The organism is Pigmentiphaga sp. GD03639 (assembly GCF_029845405.1).
Lineage (GTDB): Bacteria > Pseudomonadota > Gammaproteobacteria > Burkholderiales > Burkholderiaceae_B > Pigmentiphaga > Pigmentiphaga daeguensis.
In genome coordinates, this window is the sequence record NZ_JAOCLR010000042.1 from 1 (window position 1) to 21065 (window position 21065).

A 21065-nucleotide genomic window follows, 5' to 3' on the forward strand; every position below is an offset into this window, starting at 1 on the left:
CGGATACGATTCGTCCTGCAACGCTCGCGCCGCCGCACCATAGGTTTCCTGATCGGCGACGACGGCCTGCGCGTGACGGCGCCACGCTGGGTCGGCCTGGCAGAGATCGACGGCGCGGTCCGCGAGAAGGCGCGCTGGATCCTGTCCAAGCTGCACGAGTGGCAGCAGCGCCGGGAACGGCTCGCGCTGAACCAGACGCGCTGGGAAGAAGGAGGCGACCTGCCCTACCTGGGCCGCCGCATCGTCATGCGCCTGGACGCGCAACGCGACACCGGGCTGGCTACGGCCGACCTCGACGCGCCGACCGATGGCGACGTGCTTTGGCTGGGCCTGCCGCCCGACGCGACGGCGGCCCGCATCCGCGATACCGTCCAGGCCTGGCTGCAAGGCCGTGCCCGCGTCCTGTTCGACGTCCGCCTGCGCGACTTCCTGGCCCGCACCGGGCTTTCCATCAGCCGCTGGCGCCTGTCGTCGGCCGCCACGCGCTGGGGATCGTGCACCAGCGAGGGCAGCATCCTGCTGAACTGGCGCCTGATCCATTTCCCGGTCGACATCATCGACTACGTCATCGCGCACGAGCTGGCGCACCTGCGCGAGATGAACCATGGCCCGGGCTTCTGGGCCGAGGTCGGCCAGCTGATGCCCGGTTTCGAGAACGCCCGCGACGCCCTGCGGCGCCACGATCCAGGCAGCCTGCCGCGGTTCGACTAAGCCTGTTTACACTAAGGGGCCGGATTCCCCTTCCCACGATTAGCGAGGTCATCCATGCGACTACTCCACACCATGCTCCGGGTCGGCGACATGCAACGTTCGATCGACTTCTACACCAAGGTCCTGGGCATGCGCCTGCTGCGCAGCAAGGACTATCCCGACGGCAAGTTCACGCTGGCCTTCGTCGGCTACCAGGACGAGAAGGACGGCGCGGTGATCGAACTCACGCACAACTGGGGCGTGGACAAGTACGACCTGGGCACCGGCTACGGCCACATCGCCGTGGCGGTCGACGATGCCTATGCCGCCTGTGACCGGGTGCGCGAACTGGGCGGCAAGGTCACGCGCGAGGCCGGCCCCATGAAGCACGGCTCCACGGTCATCGCCTTCGTCGAGGACCCGGACGGCTACAAGATCGAGTTCATCCAGACCAACACCCACAAGGACTGACGCGCGGCCGCGCGGCGCGCCGCTATCGGCCCGCCGTGCGCAGGCGCTCCAGTTCGGCGAAAAAGCCGTCCACCTTCGCCTGCCCTTCCCGTCGCAGTGCCTCGTCGCGGCGCGCGCAGCCTTCGGCGTCCTCCAGCGCGCCCGCCTGTCCCACCTGCCGCGAGACCTCCTGCACCAGCCGGCACATGGGATGGCGGCGGCGGCCGAACGCCAGCAAGGCCTGGTCCAGCGTCCCTTCCGCCTCCAGCGACTCGGCCAGCACCACCGCATCCTCGAGCGCCATCGCACCGCCCTGCCCCATGAAGGGCGTCGAGGCATGCGCGGCATCGCCGATCAGCAGCACCCGCCCGCGGTGCCAGGGCAAGGGCGCGATCACCTCCTCCACGCCGGTGTACAGCACCTCGGCCCCCTCGCCCAGCTGATCCAGGAAGGGCGCCGCCGGCCCCCCGAACTCGGCGAAGCGCTCGCGCATCAGTGCCGGCCACGCCGCGCGCTCGTACCAGCAGTCCCGGGGTTCGAGCATGACGCCGAACAGATAGAGCTTCTCGTCGCTGATGGGCATGATGCCCAGGCGCTTGCCCGTGCCCATCATCATGATCTTGGCGTCGAGCTCCCGCGGACGATCGTGCACGCTGCGCCAGACGCCAAAGCCCGAATAGGTCGGCGCCAGCTCCGGGAATGCCTCGGCCCGTACCTGGGATCGAATGCCGTCGGCGCCGATGACCAGGTCGCAGGCGGCTCGCGTGCCGTCGGACAGGACCACGCGCACCGGACCGTCGTCCTGGGCGGACGACAGGCTGGCCAGCGTCGTGCCGAGCTTGAGCGCGATGCCCAGCTCCTGGATGCGGCCGGCCAGGATGCGATGGAGCTCGGCACGCTTGATGCCGAGGATGGCAGGCAGTCCCTCCGGCGAGGGATAGACCGTCTCGACGATGAACGAGCCGTCCGGGCCGAAATAGCGGTTGCGCCCGCCCGGCACGGCAAAACCCGCCTGCAGGATCTGCGCAAGCACGCCGATTTCCCGCAACGCCCGCAGGCCATTGCTGTAGATGAACAGCCCGGAACTCTGGAACTGCCAGGCCTGCTGCTTTTCCACCAGGGTCACCCGCGTGCCTTGCTGCGCGAGCGCGATCGCCGCCGAGCAACCGGCGATGCCGGCGCCGACGATCAGGGCGTGGTCGATTCGAGGCATGATAATCTCCGTGTCGATTCCATGAGTGTCGATGCCGCCGGCTCCCGCCTCAACCCTCGAGACGCCGGATCCGGGCACCAAGCGTCCGGAAATCCGCCACGCGGCGCGTCCCGACTTCCGATTCCGCATGCACGCTTCCGGAGACCTTCTGAGCCGCCTGCTCGCCCACTGGCGATCCGATCGCGCGGTGACGGCCCGTTTCGCGCTGTCCGCGCCCTGGGCCTTGCGATCGGATGGCGTCGAAGGCGCGCTGATCAGGATGGCGACCGGGACTCCCTACTGGATCGCCGTCGGCCAGGACGAACCGCAAAGGATCGAGGCCGGCGACATCCTGATGCTGCCCCACGGCGACACGCATACCATCTCGTCCACTCCCGGGCTGCCCGCGCGTCCGTTCCAGCCGCTGATCGCGGCGCACCAGATCGGCGCCCACGGCGAACGGCCCATCGTGTTCTCGCACGGCGGCGACGGCGCGGTCACGGGCATGTTCTCGCTCCACCTGTGGATGCCGGAGAGCGGCGTGGGCACGCTGGTCGATACCCTGCCCCGGCTGATCGTGATCCGCCGGAGCGAGGCGCCGATGACCGCCGCGCTGGCGCAGACGATGGAGTCGCTGGTCGACCAATCGCTGCTGCAGCCCCCGGGATGGCAGCTGGCGACGGCCCGCATGGCCGACCTGTTGCTGGCGCACATCCTGGGGGAACACCTGCGAGCCTCGGCCGAACGGGGCGCCGGCATGCTGCGCGGCATGGCGGACCAGGGCATCGCGCGCGCCATGCTGGCCATCCATGACCATCCCGGGCGCCCCTGGACCGTGGCCACGCTGGCCTCGGCCTGCCATCTCTCGCGCACGGTGTTCAGCGAACGCTTCCGGCACCTGGTGGGCATGACGCCCATGCAGTACCTGGCCTCGTACCGCATGGCCGTCGCCGCCGAGAAACTCAAGGATCCCGCCCTGACCCTGGACGACATCGCCGCCGCCGTGGGCTACGAATCGGACAAGGCGTTCGCGCGCGCTTTCCGGCGCTGGAACGGCATGACGCCCGCGGCCTACGCCCGCCGCCGCTGACCGGCAGCCGGACGAATCGCTACAATCAGCGGGATTTGCCGCGCCTCCCGGGCCGGCGCCTTGTCCTCTACTCCTGTCGCGCATGCTGAACAAACTCTGGCTGGGATTTTTCATCGCCGCGGCAGCCGCCGCCCTGGCGCGCTGGGGCATCGCCCACGATCCGACGGTCTTCCAGGCCATGGTCGCCTCGCTGTTCGCGATGGCCAAGCTCTCGGTGGAAGTCATGGTGCTGCTGTTCGGCACCATCGCGCTGTGGCTGGGTTTCCTGAAGATCGCCGAACAGGCCGGGCTGGTCGACGCGCTGGCGCGGATCCTGGGACCGCTGTTCGCGCGGCTCATGCCCGACGTACCGCGCGGCCATCCCGCCATCGGCCTGATCACGCTGAACTTCGCCGCCAACGTGCTGGGCCTGGACAACGCCGCCACGCCCATCGGCCTGCGGGCGATGAAGTCGCTGCAGACGCTCAACCCCAGCGGCACCACGGCCAGCAACGCGCAGATCCTGTTCCTGGTCCTCAACGCCTCGTCGCTGACGCTGCTGCCGGTCACCATCTTCATGTACCGCGCGCAGCAGGGCGCGGCCGACCCCACCCTGGTGTTCCTGCCCATCCTGCTGGCGACCAGCGCCTCGACGCTGGCCGGCTTCCTGTGCGTAGCCGCGGTGCAGCGCCTGCGGGTCTGGGATCCCGTGGTGCTGGCCTGGGTGGGCGGCACCGCGCTGCTGCTGGGCGGCTTCATGGCCTTCCTGTCCACGCTTTCGGTGGCGGCGCTGGGCGCGCTGTCCTCGCTGCTGGGCAACCTGACGCTGTTCGCGCTGATCCTGTTCTTCCTGGTCGTGGCCGCGATCCGCAAGGTTCCCGTCTACGAAAGCTTCATCGAGGGCGCCAAGGACGGCTTCGACGTGGCCAAGGGGTTGCTGCCCTATCTGGTCGCCATGCTGTGCGCGATCGGCGTGCTGCGGGCCTCGGGCGCGCTCGACTTCGCGCTGGACGGGCTGCGCCTGGCCATCCAGTGGCTGGGTTTCGACACCCGTTTCGTGGACGCCCTGCCCACCGCGCTGGTCAAGCCTTTCTCCGGCAGCGCGGCCCGCGCGCTGATGATAGAGACCATGCAGAACCACGGCGTGGACAGCTTCCCCGCGCTGCTGTCGGCCACCATACAGGGCAGCACCGAAACCACTTTCTACGTGGTGGCCGTGTACTTCGGCGCGGTCGGCATCCAGCGCACGCGGCATGCCGTGGGCTGCGCGCTGCTGGCCGACCTGGCCGGCGTGCTGGCCGCCATAGGCGTGTGCTACTGGTTCTTCGGCTGACCCGCCGGCGCGGCGATCGGCCGCGCGCCCTTGGCCTGCGCGAAGGCCCGCAGCGAATCGAGCATGAGCGCCAGCATGTGCGCCGCCGCCGGCGACAACGACCGGCCCTCGCCATGCAGCACGCCGACACGGCGCTCGATGCGCGGCGCCGCCAACGGCACGAACGCCAGGTCGTGCTCGACCGCCGGCCGCGCCAGCGTCGGCAGCACGGTAATTCCCAGGCCCGCCTTCACGGCGGCGATCAGCGACGTCCGGTTCTTGATGACCAGGTGGGGCCGTTGGAGCAGCGCCGCCACGCGATGCCCGCGCAGCGCATGGAAAGTGGTGTTCTCGATGATGGGTTCGCCTTCCAGGATCCGCCAGGGCACCGGTCTCCCGCGCCCGGCGATGGGATGGTCGCGGCGGCAGACGACGCCGAACGTGTCCTGGGCCACGGGTATGCAGCGCAGGCCCGCGAGGTCCGCGCCCACTCCGGCGATGCCGAGCTGGGCCTCGCCGCTGGCCACCATGGGGCCGACCTGCGGCGAGGACACGTCGGCGATTTTCAGGCTGACGCCGGGATGATCCGCGGCGAACCGCCGCAGCACCCGGGGCAGCCATTCCTCCGCCAGCGACGGCATGACGGCCAGGGCGATCGACCCCTGCTCGCCCGACGCCAGCAGGCCGACCTCGTTCTGCACGCGGTCGTGCAGCGCCACCAGCTCCCGCAGCAGCGGCAGCACGGACTCGCCCAGGGGCGTAAGGCGGGCCTGGTGCCCGTGCTCGAACAGGCTGCCGCCTACCTGGGCCTCGAGGTTCTGCATGGCCAGCGTGACCGCGGCCTGGGTGCGGTGGGTTTCCTCGGCCGCGGCCCGCAGGCTTTGCCGCGTGGCGGCGATGACGAACTGACGAAGCTGGGGGATCTTGAACGCCTCGGGCATGGGGACGTGGCCGGTTTTCCAGTAAGTCTTAATTTTAATTAAAAAAATTAAAATTGTTAAAAGCCCGGGAAGCACGGATAGTGGGCGGCATCGCCACGGCAAGACCGTGGGCAACGTCAACCGGAGACTTCATGTCCACTCCCGCATCCATGTGGCCGGGCGGCGCGCGCATCGTCGTGGCGCTGACCTTCCTGGTCGAAAGCTGGTCCGAGGGCAAGGCCCCGCCCTACTCGCCCATGACGAGTCCCCCCAAGCCGGGCGCGAAGGACCTGGCCGGCATCACCTGGTCGGAATATGGCGCGCGGGCCGGCGCCTACCGGCTGATGCGGCTGGCGCGCGACCGCGGGCTGCCCGCCACGTTCTGCGTCAACGCGCGGGTGGCCGAACTGTTTCCCGAGGTCATCCACGCCATCGTCGGCCAGGGCTTCGAGCTGGCGGGCCACAATTACGCGCAGGACGAGGTGCTGCCCGGCCTGGACGAAGCGGAGGAACGCGCCCTGATCCGCAAGAGCCTGGACATCCTGCATCGCACCGCCGGGGTGCGGCCCCAAGGATGGCTGAGCTCGACCATCGCGACCACCGAACGGACGGCGGACCTGCTGGCCGAGGAAGGCATGCTCTGGCATGGCGACTACAACTACCTGGACCTGCCCTGCCAGATCCAGACCCGGCACGGCGGCATGGTCGCCATCCCGCACAGCGATTTCGCCGACAACCGCGTGCTGCGCGCCGCCCCGCGCGACTTCTTCCAGTGCTACCGGGACACCTTCGATTTCCTGTATCGCAAGGAACCCAACGCGTTCATCAACATCACCGTGCATGGCCACTTCGGCGGGCGGCCGCTGATCAGCGCGATGCTGGACGAGGTGCTGGGCTACATCGCCGCCCATCCCGGCGTCTGGTTCCCCCGGCACGATGAGCTGGCCCGCTGGGTCAACGAAAACCGCATCGGATTCATTCCTTATTCCGTGCGCTTCCCGCCCGCGGCCTGACACGGCGACGGCCGCCTCTCGCGCGGCCGCGACCACGAACATCAAGGAGACACCATGAACCCGATGAGGCGGGCGCTGGCCGCCCTGTGCCTGATGCCCCTGCCGGCCCTGGCCGGCACCTATCCCGACCGCCCGGTCCGGGTGGTCGTGCCTTTCGCGGTGGGCGGCGCCGCCGACACCGTGGCCCGGGCCGTGGCCCACAAGCTGGGCGAGGCGCTGGGGCAGACCTTCATCGTCGACAACCGCGCCGGCGCCAACAGCATGATCGGCTCCGAACTGGTGGCGCGGGCCGCCCCGGACGGCTACACGCTGCTGATGCAGCTCGGGCCGCCCCACAACACGCTGCCATTCTTCTCGCGCAACGTCCCCTACGATCCGGTCAAGGACTTCACGCCGGTGGCGATGATAGGCACGGCGCCGCAGGCCATGGTGGTCAACGCCGCGCTGCCCGTGAAGGACCTGAAGGAATTCCTGGCCTATGCCAAGGCGCGCCCGGGCAAGCTCTCGTATGGGACATCGGGCGTCGGTTCATCCCAGCAACTGGGCGGCGAACTGCTCAAGGCCTCGACCGGCATAGACATGATCCACGTGCCCTACAAGGGTGGCGCGCCGGCGCTCAACGACGTGGTGGGAGGACAGGTGCCCGTGGGCATCCTGGTCCTTTCCAACGTCCTGCCGCACGTGAAGGCGGGCAAGCTGCGTCTGCTGGGGGTGCTGCAGGCCGAGCGCGCCAAGGCCGCGCCCGAGGTCCCCACGCTGGCCCAGGCGGGCCTGGCGGGCTTCGCCGTGCCGGACACCTGGGTGGGACTGCTCGGCCCGGCGGGCATGCCGCCCGCCGTGGTCGAGAAACTGCGCGGCGGCATCGAAGACGCCCTGGCCTCGCCGGACCTGCAGGAACGCCTGGAGACCGCGGGCTTCGAGGTCGAGGCGCATCCTTCGCCGGCGACATTCGCGTCGCTGCTGGCCAGCAGCGTGGACACCTACCGGGGCATCGTCGCCAAGGCGGGCATCCAGCCCGAGTAGCGCGCCGCGCCGCCGGATGGCGGCGCGATCAGACCACGCCGGCCTCGTGCAGCACGTCGGCCAGCGCGATGAACTGCGCCACCGACAACGCCTCGGCGCGCGCGGTTTCCGGTATCCCCAGTCGTTCCCAGGGCACCAGCCCCGCCCAGTCGCCCAGCCCCCGCCGCAGCATCTTGCGGCGCTGGGCGAACGCGCGGGCCACGGTGGCCGACAGGGCTTCCTCGCTGCGCGCGCGCGGCCGGTCGGCCGGCAGCGGGATCATGCGCACGACGGCCGAGACCACGCGTGGCGGCGGATCGAAGGCCTCGGGCGGCACGTCGAACAGCTTCTCCATGTCGTAGCGCGACTGCAGCATGACCGACAGGCGCCCGTAGTCGGCATCGCCCGGCCGGGCCACCATGCGGTCGATGACTTCCCGCTGCAGCATGAAATGCTGGTCGCGCACCTGGTCGGCATAGGCCATCAGGTGAAACAGCAGCGGGCTGGAAATGTTGTAGGGCAGGTTGCCCACCACGCGCAGCGCCTGGCCGAACGGCGCGAAATCCACCGTCAGCACGTCGGCCTCGGTCACCTGCAGGCGCTCGGGCGGATACTGCCCCCGCAGCCGCGCCGCCAGGTCGCGGTCGATCTCGACGACCTTCAGGCAATCGAGCCTGTCCAGCAGCGGCCGGGTCAGCGCCGACAGGCCGGGACCGATCTCGACCACGTTGTCGGACCGGCGCGGGTTCACCGCGCGGACGATGGAATCGGTGATGCTTTCGTCGACCAGGAAGTGCTGGCCGAAGCGCTTGCGCGCCTGATGTTTCATGCGGAAGCTCCGGAGCCGGCGGCCTGGGCACCCGCTCGTATCATCTGGAGGGCCGTGACGATGGCCTCCTGCAAACTGCCGGGATCGGCCTTGCCCGTTCCCGCCAGGTCCAGCGCGGTGCCGTGGTCCACCGAGGTCCGCACATAGGGCAGGCCCAGGGTGATGTTGACGCCGTGCCCGAAACTCGCGTGCTTGAGCACGGGCAGGCCCTGGTCATGGAACATGGCCAGGGCCGCGTCGAACTGCGCGACGTGCGCGGGCACGAACAGCGTATCGGCGGGCAGCGGCCCGCGCGCGTCGATACCCGCGGCGCGGGCCCGCGCGATGGCAGGTTCGATGACCTCGATTTCTTCACGCCCCAGGTGGCCGCCTTCGCCGGCGTGCGGATTCAGGCCGCACACGGCGATGCGCGGGTTCGCCAGCCCGAAGCGCCGGCGCAGGTCGGCGTCCAGGATGCGCAGGACCTGGTCCAGCGTCTGCGCGGTGACCGCATCGGGCACCGCCCGCAGCGGCAGGTGCGTAGTCGCCAGCGCCACCCGCAGGCCGCCGCCGGCCAGCATCATGACGACCTTGTCGACGCCCGCCCGCTCCTGCAGATATTCGGTATGCCCCGAGAAGGCCACGCCGGCATCGTTGATCACGCCCTTGTGGACCGGCGCGGTAACGATGGCCTGCGCCCGGCCATCGGCCACCATGGCGATGGCCGCATCCAGCGTGTCGAGCACGTAGCGCCCATTGGCCACCGCCAGCCTGCCCGGCTCGGAGGGCACGCGCAGCGGCACATGATGCACCGCCACCCCCGCCAACGCCGCGGCATCCCGCCCGCCGCGCTGCGCGAGCAGATCGCGATCGCCCACCAGCACCAGCTCCACGTCCGCCGGCACCCGCCCCGCCCCGCGCTCGCCCGCGAACCACGCCGCGGCCGCGACCGACAACTCAGGCCCGATCCCCGCCGGTTCGCCGGTCGTCAAGACCAGCCTGCGCATCGCACTCATCTCACTCATCCGCCAGCCCAACGACCGGCCATCACAAAAAAACAAAAAACGGCGCCCAAGACGCCGTCCCCCACCCGCCGGGTAGTACCCCAGGGCACCGCGGATCCGGCTCCGCCGGTCCGCCAGTGCCGCCCCCTGGGGGGCGCCCGTCAGGGCGTAGGGGGGGGATTCAGTCTCATTTCGACATAGGCCTTGTCCCGCAACTGCCGCGCCCAGTCTTCGTACGCCTGGTCCAGCTTGCGCTGGAACAGCGTCTGGCGCGCCTCGGCCCGCTGCCGTTCGCGGCCGACGTCCTGCGTGCGGCGCTCGACGACCTGGATCAGGTGCCAGCCGAACGGCGACTGCACGGGCTCGCTCACCTGGCCGGGCTGCAGCGCGTCCATGGCGCGCTCGAACTCCGGCACGGTTTCCTGGGGCGACAGCCAGCCCAGGTCGCCGCCCTGTGGCGCCGACGAATCGTTGGAATACTGGCGGGCCATGTCGGCGAAGTTCGCCCCACCCTGCACGATGCGCTGGCGGATGTTCACCAGCCGCTCGCGCGCCTGCTCGGCGGTCAGCACCTCGGTGGGCCGGATCAGGATGTGGCGGGCATGGGTCTGCCGCACCGGCATCGCGCCGCCCGTGCCGCCGCCGGACGACTTGCGGTCGACCAGCTTGATGATGTGGAAGCCGTTGCCGCTCTGGATGATCTCGCTGATGCCGCCGGGGCTCAATTGCGCCACCGCGTCGACGAACATCGACGGCCAGCGGTCGGCGGGACGGGAACCGAGATCGCCGCCGCGCAGGGCCTCTTCGCCATCCGAGGACGACGCCGCCAACTGGGCGAAGTCGGCGCCGCCGCGCGCCTGCTGGAGCAGGGTCTCCGCCTTGCGGCGCAGGCGCGCCACCATGTCCGACGAGCTGCCCTCGGGCACGCGCACCAGGATCTGCGCCAGCGTCAGGTCGGAAGGCGCGGCTTCGTGCTGCTCGGACAGATAGGCATCGATCTCGGGTTCCGAGATCTGGATCTGGCTGTCCACCGCCCGTTCGCGCAAGCGCAGCAGCGTGATCTCCTGCCGCAGGTCTTCGCGATAGACCGAGAACGGCAGCCCGTCGCGTTCGATCTGGTCGCGCATCTGCGACACGGACACGTTGTTCTGCTGGGCGATGCGGCTGATGGCGCGGTCCAGTTGCAGGTCGTCGATGCGGATGCCGGTCTGCGCCGCTTCCTGCAACTGGGTCTTCTCGACGACCATGCGTTCGAGGACCTGCCGCTCGAGCGTGGCCGCGTCCGGCGGCGCGATCTGCTGGCGCGCCAGCGTGGCCTGGGCGGCGTGCACGCGGGCATCGAGTTCGCGGCGGGTGATGACGTCGGTGTTGACCACCGCGACGATGTTGTCGCCCATCTGGATGCGCGAACCGTTCGTGCTGCGCGGCGCCTGCGCGGCGGGAGCCGCCGGGGCCGCGGGAGCCTGGCTGGCGGGCGGCGCGGATTGAGGTCCGAGCAGGGTGGGACCGTTGCCGCCCGGCGAGCCGCCGAGGTCGCCGGGCATGCGCAGCCCCTGGGCCACCGCCGAACCGCCCGCCAAAGCGGCCAGGCAGCAAAGGGCGACGCCGTGGGCCGCTTTCGTCATTCTGGGCAATACCTTGGAAACCATCATTCGTACCTTTCGAACACCGTCCCTTTCTCAGGCGGCGGGTTGATTACCTGATAACCCGGGATGCTCCGGCGCAGCGTCGTCATCGGGCTCGCCCCGATGCCGCCGAATCCGGTCAGCTCGAGTTGGAAGAACATCGCGGTCGTGGCGTTGTCCTTGGCCACCGCGTAGCGCTGGCCGACCAGGCGGAAAGCCCAGCAGCACCCGCCGTTGTATTCGATGCCGGCCACCGCCTCGGCGATCCGGTTCTCGAGCAGCGAATAGTTGATGCGCCCGATGCCGAACCAGCGGGGCGCGAGCGGCCACTGGAAGGCGATGTCGATCAACTCCTGCCCCGGCACGCTGATCGTCTCCCGCTTGTAGCGGTAGGCCAGCGATATCGTGCTGAGGCGTTGCGGGCTCCATCGCGCGCCGATCGTGGACCGGGTCACCCGCTCGATCTTGGGATTGTATTGCACCGTCGTCTCGCCGCTGAGCGTGGACGTCAGCGCGCCATAGACCGACACCAGGAAATCGGAACGGCCGTCGGAACTGGGCTCCTCGCCCGGCAGCGTGACCCGCTGGTCGCTGAAGTACAGCCGCTGGGCGCCCATGATGCGCGCGCGCTCCACGCCGGTCTTGGGATCGAGCCAGCGCGTGGTCAGCGCCGCGGTCAGCTGGTTGGCCTCGGCGATCCGGTCCCAGCCCGAGTAAAGGTTCTCGGAGAAGATCTGGGCGAAGTTGAAGTCGGCCAGCGCCGTGTCGTAGATGGGCAGGTTCGACTGGTTGCGGTACGGCACCCGCAGGTAGTACAGGCGCGGCTCCAGGGTCTGGCGGGCTTCCTTGCCGAGCAGCGTGCTGTCGCGCTCGAAGATCAGCCCGGTGTCCAGCGACATGATGGGCACCGTCCGGTTCGCGGTGTAGGACGCCGCGCCCTGGTAGGAATCGGTGTTGTAGCGGGTGGAATGGATGCCGATCTTGGGAATGAAGAAACCGCCCGGCCGGATGATGGGGTACGACACCGACGGATACGCATAGGCGCGCGAACCGTTCACCAGCGTATTGCTGCGAAAGCGCGTGGCGTCGGCGTCCATGCGCACGTCGAAACCGTTCCAGTCGTAGCGCTGGCCGGTCAGGTGCAGTTGCGGCTCGCGGCCGTACGGCGGCACGATGGGCGCCAGCGGATCCTGCAAGGTCTGGTAGCTGATCACGCGGCCATAGGCTTCCCAGTATCCCTGCTGCCAGTTCAGCGAGAACGAGCGCTCCAGCGTCGCGGTCGAGGCCAGGCCCGTGCCCAGCACGGACAGGTCGCGGAAATAGGCGTCGTCCGAGGCCTTGGAGACGTTCCAGTTGAAACCCAGGTTGGGCGTCAGTTGCTGCCGGTGCTGCGAACTGAACAGATAGCGGTCGCGCTGCGCGACCCGGTCGTCGGGCAGGTAGCTCAGCCGCGTCACCCCGCTGAACGAAGGCTCCAGGTAGCGGAACTCGCCCGACAGCTGCAGCCCGCGGCGGGTCATGAACTTGGGCGTCAACGTGGCGTCGCGGTTGGGCGCGATGTTGAAGTAGTACGGAATCGAGAATTCCGGACCGCTCTTGCTGGTCAGGCCGAACGTGGGCGACAGGAAGCCCGACTTGCGCTCGTTGTTCAGCGGGAAGGAAATAATGGGCGAAGCCAGGATGGGGACGTTCTTGAAATAGAGCACCCCGCCGTAGCCCACCCCGGTGCCGGCGTCATAGTCGAAGTCGGCCCGCCGGGCGCGAAGCTCCCAGTCAGGCGTCTCGCACGCGCATCCCGAATAGCGCACCCTGTCGGCGCGGACCCGGTTCTGCCCCAGCATGCGGATGCGCTCGGCCGAACCGCTGCCGCCATTGAGGCCGAAGAAGAACCGGGCGTTGTCGATCTCGCCCGTGCCGCTGCTCATGTTGAGCTTGAGCCTGGGGCCGGTCAGCAGGTTGCCGTCGCGGATCAGCCGTACGTTGCCCAGCGCGTCCAGTTCGTCCTCGACCTGGTCGTACTCGATGGCGTCGCCCTTCAGGATGATGTCCTGGCGCCGCACCTGCGCATTGCCTTCCAGCCTGAGCTTGTCCTGGTCCTCGGCCGTGAGCGTGTCGGCCTGCATGAACACCGGCAACTGGTCGGGATCATAGGTATGTTCGCGCAGGCCCGGCGACAGGCGCAGGCCGGGGCCGGATACCGGCCCGGCACCGGCCGGGGACTCGGACGGACCGTCTTGCGCATAGGCCAGCGGCGCTACCGCAAATGCTGCAAACAGGCTGAACCACCGGATCAATCGCACGGGCCTCGAGGAATGAAAAAACGGAAAGTCGAAGAATACGCGAGCCGGCGGCCGCGCGCGGTAAAAAAAGATAGCGGCCCGCCGGCTTTCGCCGGGGGCGCCGGACCCCGCCGAAAAGGGGCCGGTTCGTTCCGGGAACCGATATCGGTCGGTATTATAGGAGGCATGAATGCCATCCCCGATCAAGCCGCCGGCCAGGCCGGCGCCGACCCCCGGCGAGCCCAGGCCGCCGCCTGGCTGTCCAGCCTTCCCCCCGAGCTCGAACTCGACCCGTCCAGCCTCCAGCCCGCCTCCAGCGACGCCAGCTTCCGGCGGTATTTCCGGGTCGCCATGGGCCCGGGCACCGCGGTCGTGATGGACGCCCCGCCCGACAAGGAAGACTGCCGTCCCTTCCTGCACGTGGCCGGACTGCTGCACGACGCCGGGGTGCACGTGCCGCGCGTGCTGGCGCAGGACCTGGGCCAGGGCTTCCTGCTGCTGTCCGACCTGGGGCGCACGACCTACGTCGATTACCTGCGCGGCACACCGACCCCGCACGATACCCACCGCATCTACATGGACGCGCTGGCGGCGCTGGTGAAGTTGCAACAAAGCGCAACCACCGGCCTGGTGCGCTATGACAAGGCCCGCCTGGCAACCGAACTCGAGCTGTTTCCCGACTGGTACGCCGCGCGCTACCGCGGCCTGCCCCTGGACGCGGCCGACCGGACCGCGCTCGACGCCGTGTTCCAGACGCTGATCGATGCCAATCTGGCCCAGCCCTTCGTGCTGGTGCACCGCGACTACCACTCGCCCAACCTGATGCTGACCGACCTGCCGGCGGGCGGCCCCGACTACGGCCCCAATCCCGGCGTCATCGACTTCCAGGACGCGGTCGTGGGCCCCATCACCTACGACCTCGCCTCGGTGCTGACCGACGCCCGCACCACCTGGGACGAGCCGCAGCAGCTCGACTGGGGCATCCGGTACTGGGAAATGGCGCGCAAGGCCGGCCTGCCGGTGGCGGCCGACTTCGCCGATTTCCATCGGGCCTACGAATGGATGGGGCTGCAGCGCAACCTGCGCATCCTGGGCGTCTTCTCCCGCCTGGCCCACCGCGACGGCAAGCTCGGCTACCTGGACCACATGCCGCGCGTGAACACCTACGTGCGGCAGGTCGCCGGCCGCTACCTGGCCTTCAAGCCGCTGATGAAGCTGCTGGACAAGCTGGACGGGCGGACTCCCGACACCGGGTACACGTTCTGATGCGTGCCATGATCCTGGCGGCCGGACGCGGCGAACGCATGCGGCCGCTGACCGACACCACCCCCAAGCCGCTGCTGCCGGCCGGCGGCAAGCCCTTGATCGTCTGGCACATCGAACGGCTGGCGCGCGCGGGACTGCGCGACATCGTCGTCAATCATGCCTGGCTGGGCGCGCGCATCGAGGAAGCGCTGGGCGACGGCTCGCGCTGGGGCGTGCGCGTGCGCCATTCGTCCGAGGCCACCGCGCTAGAAACGGCCGGCGGCATCCGCCAGGCCCTGCCCCTGCTGGGCGACGAGCCCTTCCTGGTGATCAACGGCGACATCTGGACCGATTGGGATCCCGCCCTGGCACAGGCCGCCGCCGGCGACCTGTCGCGGCAGGACCGCCTGGCCTGGCTGGTACTGGTCGACAATCCCGCCCACCATCCCACCGGCGATTTCCACCTGGCATCCTGCGGCCTGGTCCGGGACGGCGATCCGCGGCTGACCTTCGCCGGCATCGGCGTCTACCAGCCGGCCTTGTTCGCCGGCCTGCCGGCGGGCGAGCCGGCCAGGCTGGCGCCCCTGCTGCGCGCCGCCATGGCCCGCGGCCAGGTCGGCGGCATGCACCACCGGGGGCGCTGGACCGACGTGGGCACGCCGCAGCGCCTGGCCGACCTCGATGCCAGCCTACAATAAACCCTGGTCATTCCCGCGCACGGATCCATCGCCATGAGCATTCCCGCCCAGGACCTCTCCCCCTTCGCCGCGCGCCGCCGCCGCGTGCTGGACGTCATGCGCGCCCGAGGCGGCGGCATCGCGATCCTGCCCACCTCGCGCGAGCTCGTCCGCAACCGCGACGCCGAATTCCCGTTCCGCTTCGACAGCGATTTCTTCTACCTGACCGGCTTTCCCGAACCCGAGGCCTGGCTGGTCCTGATCGCGGGTGCGCAAGACCGCAGCATCCTGTTCTGCCGCAGCAAGAACCTGGAACGCGAGATCTGGGACGGCTACCGGGTCGGCCCGGACGCGGCCGCCGAGCAGTTCGGCTTCGACCGCGCGCTGCCGGTCGAGGCGCTGGCCGACGAACTGCCCAAGCTCATCGCCGACCAGCCCGCGCTGTTCGTGCCCATGGGCAGCGACCGCCTGTTCGACACCCACCTGCGCGGATGGCTGGAGCGGGTGCGCGCCATGGGCCGGTCCGGCGCCACCGCGCCCGCCAGCAGCTACGACCTGCGGGCCATCCTGGCGGAAATGCGCCTGGTCAAGGACGCCTTCGAGATCGAAACCATGCGCCGGGCCGGCGCCATTTCCGCAGGCGCCCACGTGCGCGCCATGCGAGCGTCGCGCCCGGGCCTGCGCGAATACGAGATCGAGGCCGAACTGCTGCACGAATTCCGCCGCCACGGCTCGCAGTCGGTCGCCTACAACTCCATCGTCGCCACCGGCCACAACGCCTGCGTGCTGCACTACCGCGCCGGCGACGCCGAGCTCAAGGACGGCGACCTGCTGCTGATCGACGCCGGCTGCGAACTGGATGGCTATGCGTCGGACATCACCCGTACCTTCCCCGTCAACGGCCGCTTCAGCGGACCGCAGCGCGCGCTGTACGACCTGGTGCAGGAAGCGCAGAACGCCGCCGCCGCCCTGACCCGTCCCGGCGCGCGCTGGAACGAGGGCCACGACGCGGCGGTCCGCGTGCTGGCCCAGGGCATGATCGACGAGGGCCTGCTGACCGGCACGCTGGACGGTGTACTGGAATCCCAGCAGTACACCCGCTTCTACATGCACCGTACCGGCCACTGGCTGGGCATGGACGTGCACGACGTGGGCGACTACCGCGAACCGGGCGCGGCGGCGTCCGCGGACGAGCCCCGCCCATGGCGTACGCTTCGGCCGGGCATGGTGCTCACCATCGAGCCGGGCATCTACGTCCGCCCCGCGGCCGACGTGCCCGAGCGGTTCTGGGACATCGGCATCCGCATCGAGGACGATGCCGTCGTGACCGAATCCGGCTGCGAACTGATCACCCGCGGCGTCCCCGTTGGCGCCGACGAGATCGAAGCCCTGATGCGGGGCTGAAGCGAGCATGCAGGCGGACGTCACCATCCTGGGCGGCGGCCCGGTCGGGGCCACGCTGGCGCTGCTCCTGGCCCGGGCGACCTCCCGGCCAGAGCGCATCGTGCTGTGCCGGCCCCGGCGCCCCGCGGTCGTCTCCGCCGACACGACGGCCGACCCGCGCTCGATGGCGCTCAACCATGGCAGCCGGGTGCTGCTGGCGTCGCTGGGCGCCTGGCCGGCCGGCGGCGCCGACATCCTGCACGTCCACGTCTCGCAGAAGGGCCGACTGGGCCGCACCCACATCTCGCACGCCGATTTCGGCGTGCCGGCGCTGGGCACGGTGGTGCCCTATCCGGGCATCGTCGAAGCCCTGGACGCCGCGCTGGCGCTGTCGGGCATCACCATCCGCGCGGGCGAGCCTGCCGCCATCCTGCGCCAGGAGGGCGACGCCGCGGTGGTCGGCCAGGACGGCCAGGAATGGACCACCCGGGCCTGCGTCCACGCCGAAGGGGGTACCTTCGACCACCAGGCCCGCAACGACCTGCACCGCGACTACGGCCAGCATGCCGTGCTGGCCATCGTCCGCGCCAGCCGCCCGCGCCCGGGCTGGGCCTGGGAACGCTTCACCACCGAGGGCCCGCTGGCGCTGCTGCCCTACCCCGCCGGCCCCGCCCACGACACCGGCCGCTACGCGCTGGTCTGGTGCTGCCGCCCCGGCCATGCCGAGCGCCTGGCGGCCCTGGACGACGGCGCCTTCGCCGACGCCCTGGGCCGGACCTTCGGCACCCGGCTGGGCGGCTTCGCCGCCGCCGGCCCGCGCCACCGCTATCCCTTGGGCATCAATCTGCGCCGCCACGTGGTCGATGGCGCCACCGTGGCCATCGGCAACGCCGCCCAGACCCTGCACCCGGTGGCCGGCCAGGGCATGAACCTCGGCCTGCGCGATGCCGCGCGGCTGGCCGAAAGCCTCGCGCCCCTGCTGCGCGACCCGTCCGCCCGCGCGGCCCCCCTGCTGTCGGCCTATGCCCGCGCCCGCGGAGCCGACCGCTGGCTGACCGGCGGCCTGACCGATTTCATGCCGCGCATCTTCGCGACCGGCCTGGCACCGGTCGAGCATGCCTGCGGCCTGGCCTTGCTGGGCCTGGACATGTCGCGTACCCTGCGCGGGCCGCTGGCGCGACAGTTGATGGAAGGGCTGCGGGCCTGATCGCCGCGGCGCCCCGACAGCGGTACAATCCCCGCCTTCCTCGGACATTTTTGCCCACGCGCCGCAACCCCCATGAATGGGGCTGCCGGCGCATCCAGCCATGCGCATCGGCCCCTACGACCTTCCGAACAACGTTTTCGTCGCTCCCATGGCCGGCGTGACGGACCGTCCGTTCCGCCAGTTGTGCAAGCGGCTGGGTGCCGGCCACGCCGTGTCCGAGATGGCCGCCAGCAACCCGCGCCTGTGGAACAGCGTCAAGACTTCGCGCCGCCTGGACCACGAGGGCGAAAGCGACCCCATCGCCGTGCAGATCGCCGGCAGCGATCCCGGGATGATGGCGCAGGCCGCCGTCTTCAACGTCGGCAAGGGTGCCCGCATCATCGACATCAACATGGGCTGTCCGGCCAAGAAGGTCTGCAACGTGGCCGCCGGCTCGGCCCTGCTGCGCGACGAGGATCTGGTCGCGCGCATCCTGGAAGCCGTCGTGCGCGCCTGCGAGCCGCTGGGCGTGCCCGTCACGCTCAAGACCCGCACCGGCTGGCGCCGGGCCGACCGCAACGTGCTGCGCGTGGCGCGGCGCGCGCAGGACATCGGCATCGCGGCCCTGGCCCTGCACGGCCGCACCCGCGAGGACCTGTACATGGGCGAGGCGGAGTACGAGACCATCGCCGCGGTCAAGGCCGAGCTCGCCATTCCCGTCATCGCCAATGGCGACATCGACTCTCCCGAGAAGGCGCGCAGCGTGCTGGAGGCCACCGGCGCCGACGCCGTCATGATCGGCCGGGCGGCCCAGGGCCGGCCCTGGCTGTTCCGGGAAATCGACCACTACCTGCGCACCGGAACCCGCCTGCCCGCTCCCACGCAGTCGGAGATGCGCGAACTACTGCTGCAGCACCTGGACGACCACTACCGTTTCTACGGCGAGTACACGGGCGTGCGGACCGCGCGCAAGCATATCGGCTGGTATCTGGGCTCGCTGCCGGGAGGGCCGCAGTTCTGTGCGCAGCTGAATTTGATAGAAAACACGCGCGACCAATGGCAGGCGGTGGCCGACTGGTTCGATCGCCCCGCAACGCCAGCCTCGCGGCTGGCCGCCTAGGCCGCGCATCAAGGAAACAACCAATGAAAGAACATACGCTTGAAGAGTGCGTACGCCACACCCTGGACCGCTACTTCAAGGATCTCGAAGGCGAGACGACCAGCGGCATCTGGGACATGGTGCTGACGGCCGTCGAGCGTCCCATGCTGGAGGTCGTGCTGGAGAAGGCCGACCGCAACCAGTCGCGCGCCGCCGAGATGCTGGGCATCAACCGCAACACCCTGCGCAAGAAGCTCGACCACTACCAGATCAAGGTCTGACGCGGCCCCCTCATCCCCATTGTCCCGTGCCGGCCCTGGCACGCCATTCTGCCCCACACTCATGAAAATCGAACGCGCGCTTCTTTCCGTTTCCGACAAATCCGGCATCGTCGACTTCGCCAGGGCCTTGCACGACCGCGGCGTGCAACTGCTGTCCACCGGCGGCACGGCCAAGCTGCTGGCCCAGGCCGGCCTGCCCGTGCAGGAAGTTTCCGACTACACCGGTTTTCCCGAGATGATGGACGGCCGCGTCAAGACGCTGCATCCGAAGATCCACGGCGGCCTGCTGGCCCGCCGCGACGCCCAGGCGCACCTGGACGCCATCGCCAGCCACGGCATCGGCCGCATCGATCTGCTGGTGGTGAACCTCTATCCCTTCCGTGAGACCGTCGCCAAGCCCGGCTGCACCTTCGCCGACGCCGTCGAGAACATCGACATCGGCGGACCGGCCATGCTGCGCGCGGCGGCCAAGAACCATGGCACCGAAGCCGGCGGCGTCACGGTCGTCATCGATCCGGCCGACTATGCCCAGGTGCTCGAGGAAATGGACGCCACCGGCGCGACCTCCTACGCCCTGCGCCTGAACCTGGCCAAGAAGGTGTTCGCCCATACCGCCTCGTACGACGGCGCGATCGCCAACTACCTGACCAGCCTGACCGACGCGCCGGCCCAGGAGGCCGTGCCCGTGCGCGAGGCCTACCCCGAGATCCTGAGCTTCCAGGCCACCAAGAGCCAAGCCATGCGCTACGGCGAGAACCCGCACCAGTCCGCGGCCTTCTATCGCGACACCGCGCCGGCCGCCGGCCTGCTGGCCAACTACCGCCAGCTGCAGGGCAAGGAACTGTCCTACAACAACATCGCCGACGCCGACGCCGCATGGGAATGCGTACGCACCTTCGATGCGCCGGCCTGCGTCATCGTCAAGCACGCCAATCCTTGCGGCGTGGCGGTATCCACCGACGCGCTCCACGCCTACCAGCAGGCGTTCAAGACCGACCCCACGTCCGCCTTCGGCGGCATCATCGCCTTCAACCGTCCGGTGGACGCCGCCACCGCGCAGGCGGTCAGCAAGCAGTTCGTCGAAGTGCTGCTCGCCCCCGCCTACGAGGCCGGCGCGCTGGAGATCTTCGCCGCCAAGCAGAACGTGCGCCTGCTCGAGATCCCGATGGGCGACGGCGTGAACGCTTTCGACGTCAAGCGCGTGGGCGGCGGCTGGCTGGTGCAGCAGCCCGATTCGTTCAACGTCGCGCGCGACCAGCTCAAGGTCGTCACCAAGGTCGCGCCCACCGAGGCCCAGATGGACGACCTGCTGTTCGCCTGGAAGGTGGCCAAGTTCGTCAAGTCCAACGCCATCGTGTTCGTGGGCGGCGGCATGACGCTGGGCGTGGGCGCCGGCCAGATGAGCCGCGTCGATTCCGCCCGCATCGCGTCGATCAAGGCCGAGAACGCCGGCCTGTCGCTCAAGGGATCGGCCGTGGCTTCCGATGCCTTCTTCCCGTTCCGCGACGGCCTGGACGTGGTCGTGGACGCGGGCGCGAGCTGCGTCATCCAGCCCGGCGGCAGCATGCGGGACGCGGAAGTCATCGCGGCGGCCGACGAACGCGGCATCGCGATGGTGCTGACGGGCACCCGCCACTTCCGCCATTGAAAATGCCCCCCCCCTACGCGCTTACGCGCGCCCGGCATGGTGAGCCCCCAGCCGCTACGCGACAGCCCCCCGAGGGGGCCGGGACCCGCCTTGGGGCGGCCCGGCGCCGGGTCCCGGGGGCGGCGCTGGCGGACCGGCGGAGCCGGATCCGCGGCGCCCTGGTTATGGGGTAGGCTGACGTT

At 69.8% G+C, this 21065-nt stretch carries 19 protein-coding genes; 13 read left to right on the forward strand and 6 right to left on the reverse strand.

The window, feature by feature from the left end:
- Positions 1–711, forward strand: a 711-nt coding sequence (locus tag N5K27_RS26505; RefSeq protein ID WP_279820464.1) for a SprT family zinc-dependent metalloprotease, incomplete at its 5' end; no start/stop codon positions are given.
- A 54-nt stretch (positions 712–765) separates the two neighbouring features.
- Positions 766–1161 carry a lactoylglutathione lyase gene (gene gloA, locus N5K27_RS26510; RefSeq protein ID WP_279820467.1) on the forward strand — a complete coding sequence of 132 codons (396 nt, stop codon included), beginning with the start codon at positions 766–768 and terminating at the stop codon, positions 1159–1161.
- A 22-nt stretch (positions 1162–1183) separates the two neighbouring features.
- On the opposite strand, the gene N5K27_RS26515 is transcribed toward gloA, so the two are convergent.
- Positions 1184–2353, reverse strand: coding sequence for an FAD-dependent oxidoreductase (locus tag N5K27_RS26515; protein ID WP_279820470.1), 1170 nt, complete (start codon positions 2351–2353; stop codon positions 1184–1186).
- A 31-nt stretch (positions 2354–2384) separates the two neighbouring features.
- Here N5K27_RS26515 and N5K27_RS26520 point away from each other — a divergent pair, with 31 nt between their 5' ends.
- Together N5K27_RS26520 and N5K27_RS26525 are read left to right on the forward strand one after the other, a co-directional pair.
- Positions 2385–3422 carry an AraC family transcriptional regulator gene (locus tag N5K27_RS26520; RefSeq protein WP_279820472.1) on the forward strand — a complete coding sequence of 346 codons (1038 nt, stop codon included), beginning with the start codon at positions 2385–2387 and terminating at the stop codon, positions 3420–3422.
- Between the two features lie 82 nt (positions 3423–3504).
- Positions 3505–4734 (forward strand): spore maturation protein, encoded by a 1230-nt coding sequence (locus N5K27_RS26525; protein WP_279820474.1) that lies wholly within the window; start codon positions 3505–3507, stop codon positions 4732–4734.
- On the opposite strand, the gene N5K27_RS26530 is transcribed toward N5K27_RS26525, so the two are convergent.
- Positions 4716–5654, reverse strand: a complete 939-nt coding sequence (locus N5K27_RS26530) for a LysR family transcriptional regulator (RefSeq protein ID WP_087837696.1) — start codon at positions 5652–5654, stop codon at positions 4716–4718. The two genes, N5K27_RS26525 and N5K27_RS26530, sit on opposite strands and share 19 nt — an antisense overlap.
- Before the next feature lie 131 nt (positions 5655–5785).
- Between N5K27_RS26530 and N5K27_RS26535 the strand changes: the two genes are divergently transcribed.
- Together N5K27_RS26535 and N5K27_RS26540 are read left to right on the forward strand one after the other, a co-directional pair.
- Positions 5786–6646 (forward strand): polysaccharide deacetylase family protein, encoded by an 861-nt coding sequence (locus N5K27_RS26535; protein ID WP_140416835.1) that lies wholly within the window; start codon positions 5786–5788, stop codon positions 6644–6646.
- Between the two features lie 54 nt (positions 6647–6700).
- Positions 6701–7669 carry a tripartite tricarboxylate transporter substrate binding protein gene (locus N5K27_RS26540; RefSeq protein WP_087837698.1) on the forward strand — a complete coding sequence of 323 codons (969 nt, stop codon included), beginning with the start codon at positions 6701–6703 and terminating at the stop codon, positions 7667–7669.
- A gap of 28 nt (positions 7670–7697) precedes the next feature.
- On the opposite strand, the gene rsmA is transcribed toward N5K27_RS26540, so the two are convergent.
- The 4 genes from rsmA to N5K27_RS26560 form a co-directional block, all read right to left on the reverse strand.
- The gene (rsmA, locus tag N5K27_RS26545; RefSeq protein ID WP_087837699.1) at positions 7698–8477 is read right to left on the reverse strand and encodes a 16S rRNA (adenine(1518)-N(6)/adenine(1519)-N(6))-dimethyltransferase RsmA; all 780 of its coding nucleotides are present in this window, start codon (positions 8475–8477) and stop codon (positions 7698–7700) included.
- A complete protein-coding gene (pdxA, locus tag N5K27_RS26550; protein WP_132979926.1) occupies positions 8474–9472 on the reverse strand; it encodes a 4-hydroxythreonine-4-phosphate dehydrogenase PdxA in 999 nt (332 codons plus the stop codon). The genes rsmA and pdxA overlap by 4 nt, the downstream gene beginning before the upstream one ends.
- Positions 9473–9621: 149 nt before the next feature.
- Positions 9622–11085, reverse strand: coding sequence for a peptidylprolyl isomerase (locus N5K27_RS26555; protein WP_165963183.1), 1464 nt, complete (start codon positions 11083–11085; stop codon positions 9622–9624).
- 23 nt (positions 11086–11108) lie between these two features.
- On the reverse strand, positions 11109–13385 hold the full coding sequence (locus tag N5K27_RS26560; RefSeq protein ID WP_279820480.1) for an LPS-assembly protein LptD: 2277 nt from the start codon (positions 13383–13385) through the stop codon (positions 11109–11111).
- A gap of 165 nt (positions 13386–13550) precedes the next feature.
- Here N5K27_RS26560 and N5K27_RS26565 point away from each other — a divergent pair, with 165 nt between their 5' ends.
- The 7 genes from N5K27_RS26565 (at position 13551) to purH (ending at position 20883) form a co-directional block, all read left to right on the forward strand.
- Positions 13551–14630, forward strand: a complete 1080-nt coding sequence (locus N5K27_RS26565) for a phosphotransferase (RefSeq protein ID WP_279820482.1) — start codon at positions 13551–13553, stop codon at positions 14628–14630.
- Positions 14630–15307: an N-acetylmuramate alpha-1-phosphate uridylyltransferase MurU gene (murU, locus tag N5K27_RS26570; protein ID WP_279820484.1), complete on the forward strand. Its 678-nt coding sequence runs from the start codon at positions 14630–14632 to the stop codon at positions 15305–15307. The genes N5K27_RS26565 and murU overlap by 1 nt, the downstream gene beginning before the upstream one ends.
- A 33-nt stretch (positions 15308–15340) precedes the next feature.
- Positions 15341–16690, forward strand: a complete 1350-nt coding sequence (locus N5K27_RS26575; RefSeq protein ID WP_279820486.1) for an aminopeptidase P N-terminal domain-containing protein — start codon at positions 15341–15343, stop codon at positions 16688–16690.
- A gap of 7 nt (positions 16691–16697) precedes the next feature.
- Positions 16698–17876 carry a UbiH/UbiF/VisC/COQ6 family ubiquinone biosynthesis hydroxylase gene (locus tag N5K27_RS26580; RefSeq protein ID WP_279820488.1) on the forward strand — a complete coding sequence of 393 codons (1179 nt, stop codon included), beginning with the start codon at positions 16698–16700 and terminating at the stop codon, positions 17874–17876.
- A gap of 100 nt (positions 17877–17976) precedes the next feature.
- Positions 17977–18975, forward strand: a complete 999-nt coding sequence (gene dusB / locus N5K27_RS26585; protein WP_087837707.1) for a tRNA dihydrouridine synthase DusB — start codon at positions 17977–17979, stop codon at positions 18973–18975.
- Positions 18976–18998: 23 nt separating this feature from the next.
- Positions 18999–19235: a helix-turn-helix domain-containing protein gene (locus N5K27_RS26590; protein WP_087781600.1), complete on the forward strand. Its 237-nt coding sequence runs from the start codon at positions 18999–19001 to the stop codon at positions 19233–19235.
- A 61-nt stretch (positions 19236–19296) separates the two neighbouring features.
- Complete coding sequence (gene purH / locus N5K27_RS26595) at positions 19297–20883, forward strand: bifunctional phosphoribosylaminoimidazolecarboxamide formyltransferase/IMP cyclohydrolase (protein WP_087837708.1); 1587 nt, start codon at positions 19297–19299, stop codon at positions 20881–20883.
- The last annotated feature ends 182 nt before the right edge of the window (positions 20884–21065 follow it).

Bases quoted from the DNA above. Each gene is read 5' to 3' on its own strand.
- purH (WP_087837708.1), top strand. From the start codon at position 19,297: ATGAAAATCGAACGCGCGCTTCTTTCCGTTTCCGACAAATCCGGCATC.
- pdxA (WP_132979926.1), bottom strand. From the start codon at position 9,472: ATGAGTGCGATGCGCAGGCTGGTCTTGACGACCGGCGAACCGGCGGGG.
- N5K27_RS26525 (WP_279820474.1), top strand. From the start codon at position 3,505: ATGCTGAACAAACTCTGGCTGGGATTTTTCATCGCCGCGGCAGCCGCC.
- gloA (WP_279820467.1), top strand. From the start codon at position 766: ATGCGACTACTCCACACCATGCTCCGGGTCGGCGACATGCAACGTTCG.
- N5K27_RS26590 (WP_087781600.1), top strand. From the start codon at position 18,999: ATGAAAGAACATACGCTTGAAGAGTGCGTACGCCACACCCTGGACCGC.
- murU (WP_279820484.1), top strand. From the start codon at position 14,630: ATGCGTGCCATGATCCTGGCGGCCGGACGCGGCGAACGCATGCGGCCG.
- N5K27_RS26575 (WP_279820486.1), top strand. From the start codon at position 15,341: ATGAGCATTCCCGCCCAGGACCTCTCCCCCTTCGCCGCGCGCCGCCGC.
- N5K27_RS26565 (WP_279820482.1), top strand. From the start codon at position 13,551: ATGAATGCCATCCCCGATCAAGCCGCCGGCCAGGCCGGCGCCGACCCC.
- dusB (WP_087837707.1), top strand. From the start codon at position 17,977: ATGCGCATCGGCCCCTACGACCTTCCGAACAACGTTTTCGTCGCTCCC.
- N5K27_RS26580 (WP_279820488.1), top strand. From the start codon at position 16,698: ATGCAGGCGGACGTCACCATCCTGGGCGGCGGCCCGGTCGGGGCCACG.
- N5K27_RS26530 (WP_087837696.1), bottom strand. From the start codon at position 5,654: ATGCCCGAGGCGTTCAAGATCCCCCAGCTTCGTCAGTTCGTCATCGCC.
- N5K27_RS26520 (WP_279820472.1), top strand. From the start codon at position 2,385: ATGCCGCCGGCTCCCGCCTCAACCCTCGAGACGCCGGATCCGGGCACC.
- N5K27_RS26535 (WP_140416835.1), top strand. From the start codon at position 5,786: ATGTCCACTCCCGCATCCATGTGGCCGGGCGGCGCGCGCATCGTCGTG.
- N5K27_RS26555 (WP_165963183.1), bottom strand. From the start codon at position 11,085: ATGACGAAAGCGGCCCACGGCGTCGCCCTTTGCTGCCTGGCCGCTTTG.
- rsmA (WP_087837699.1), bottom strand. From the start codon at position 8,477: ATGAAACATCAGGCGCGCAAGCGCTTCGGCCAGCACTTCCTGGTCGAC.
- N5K27_RS26515 (WP_279820470.1), bottom strand. From the start codon at position 2,353: ATGCCTCGAATCGACCACGCCCTGATCGTCGGCGCCGGCATCGCCGGT.
- N5K27_RS26540 (WP_087837698.1), top strand. From the start codon at position 6,701: ATGAACCCGATGAGGCGGGCGCTGGCCGCCCTGTGCCTGATGCCCCTG.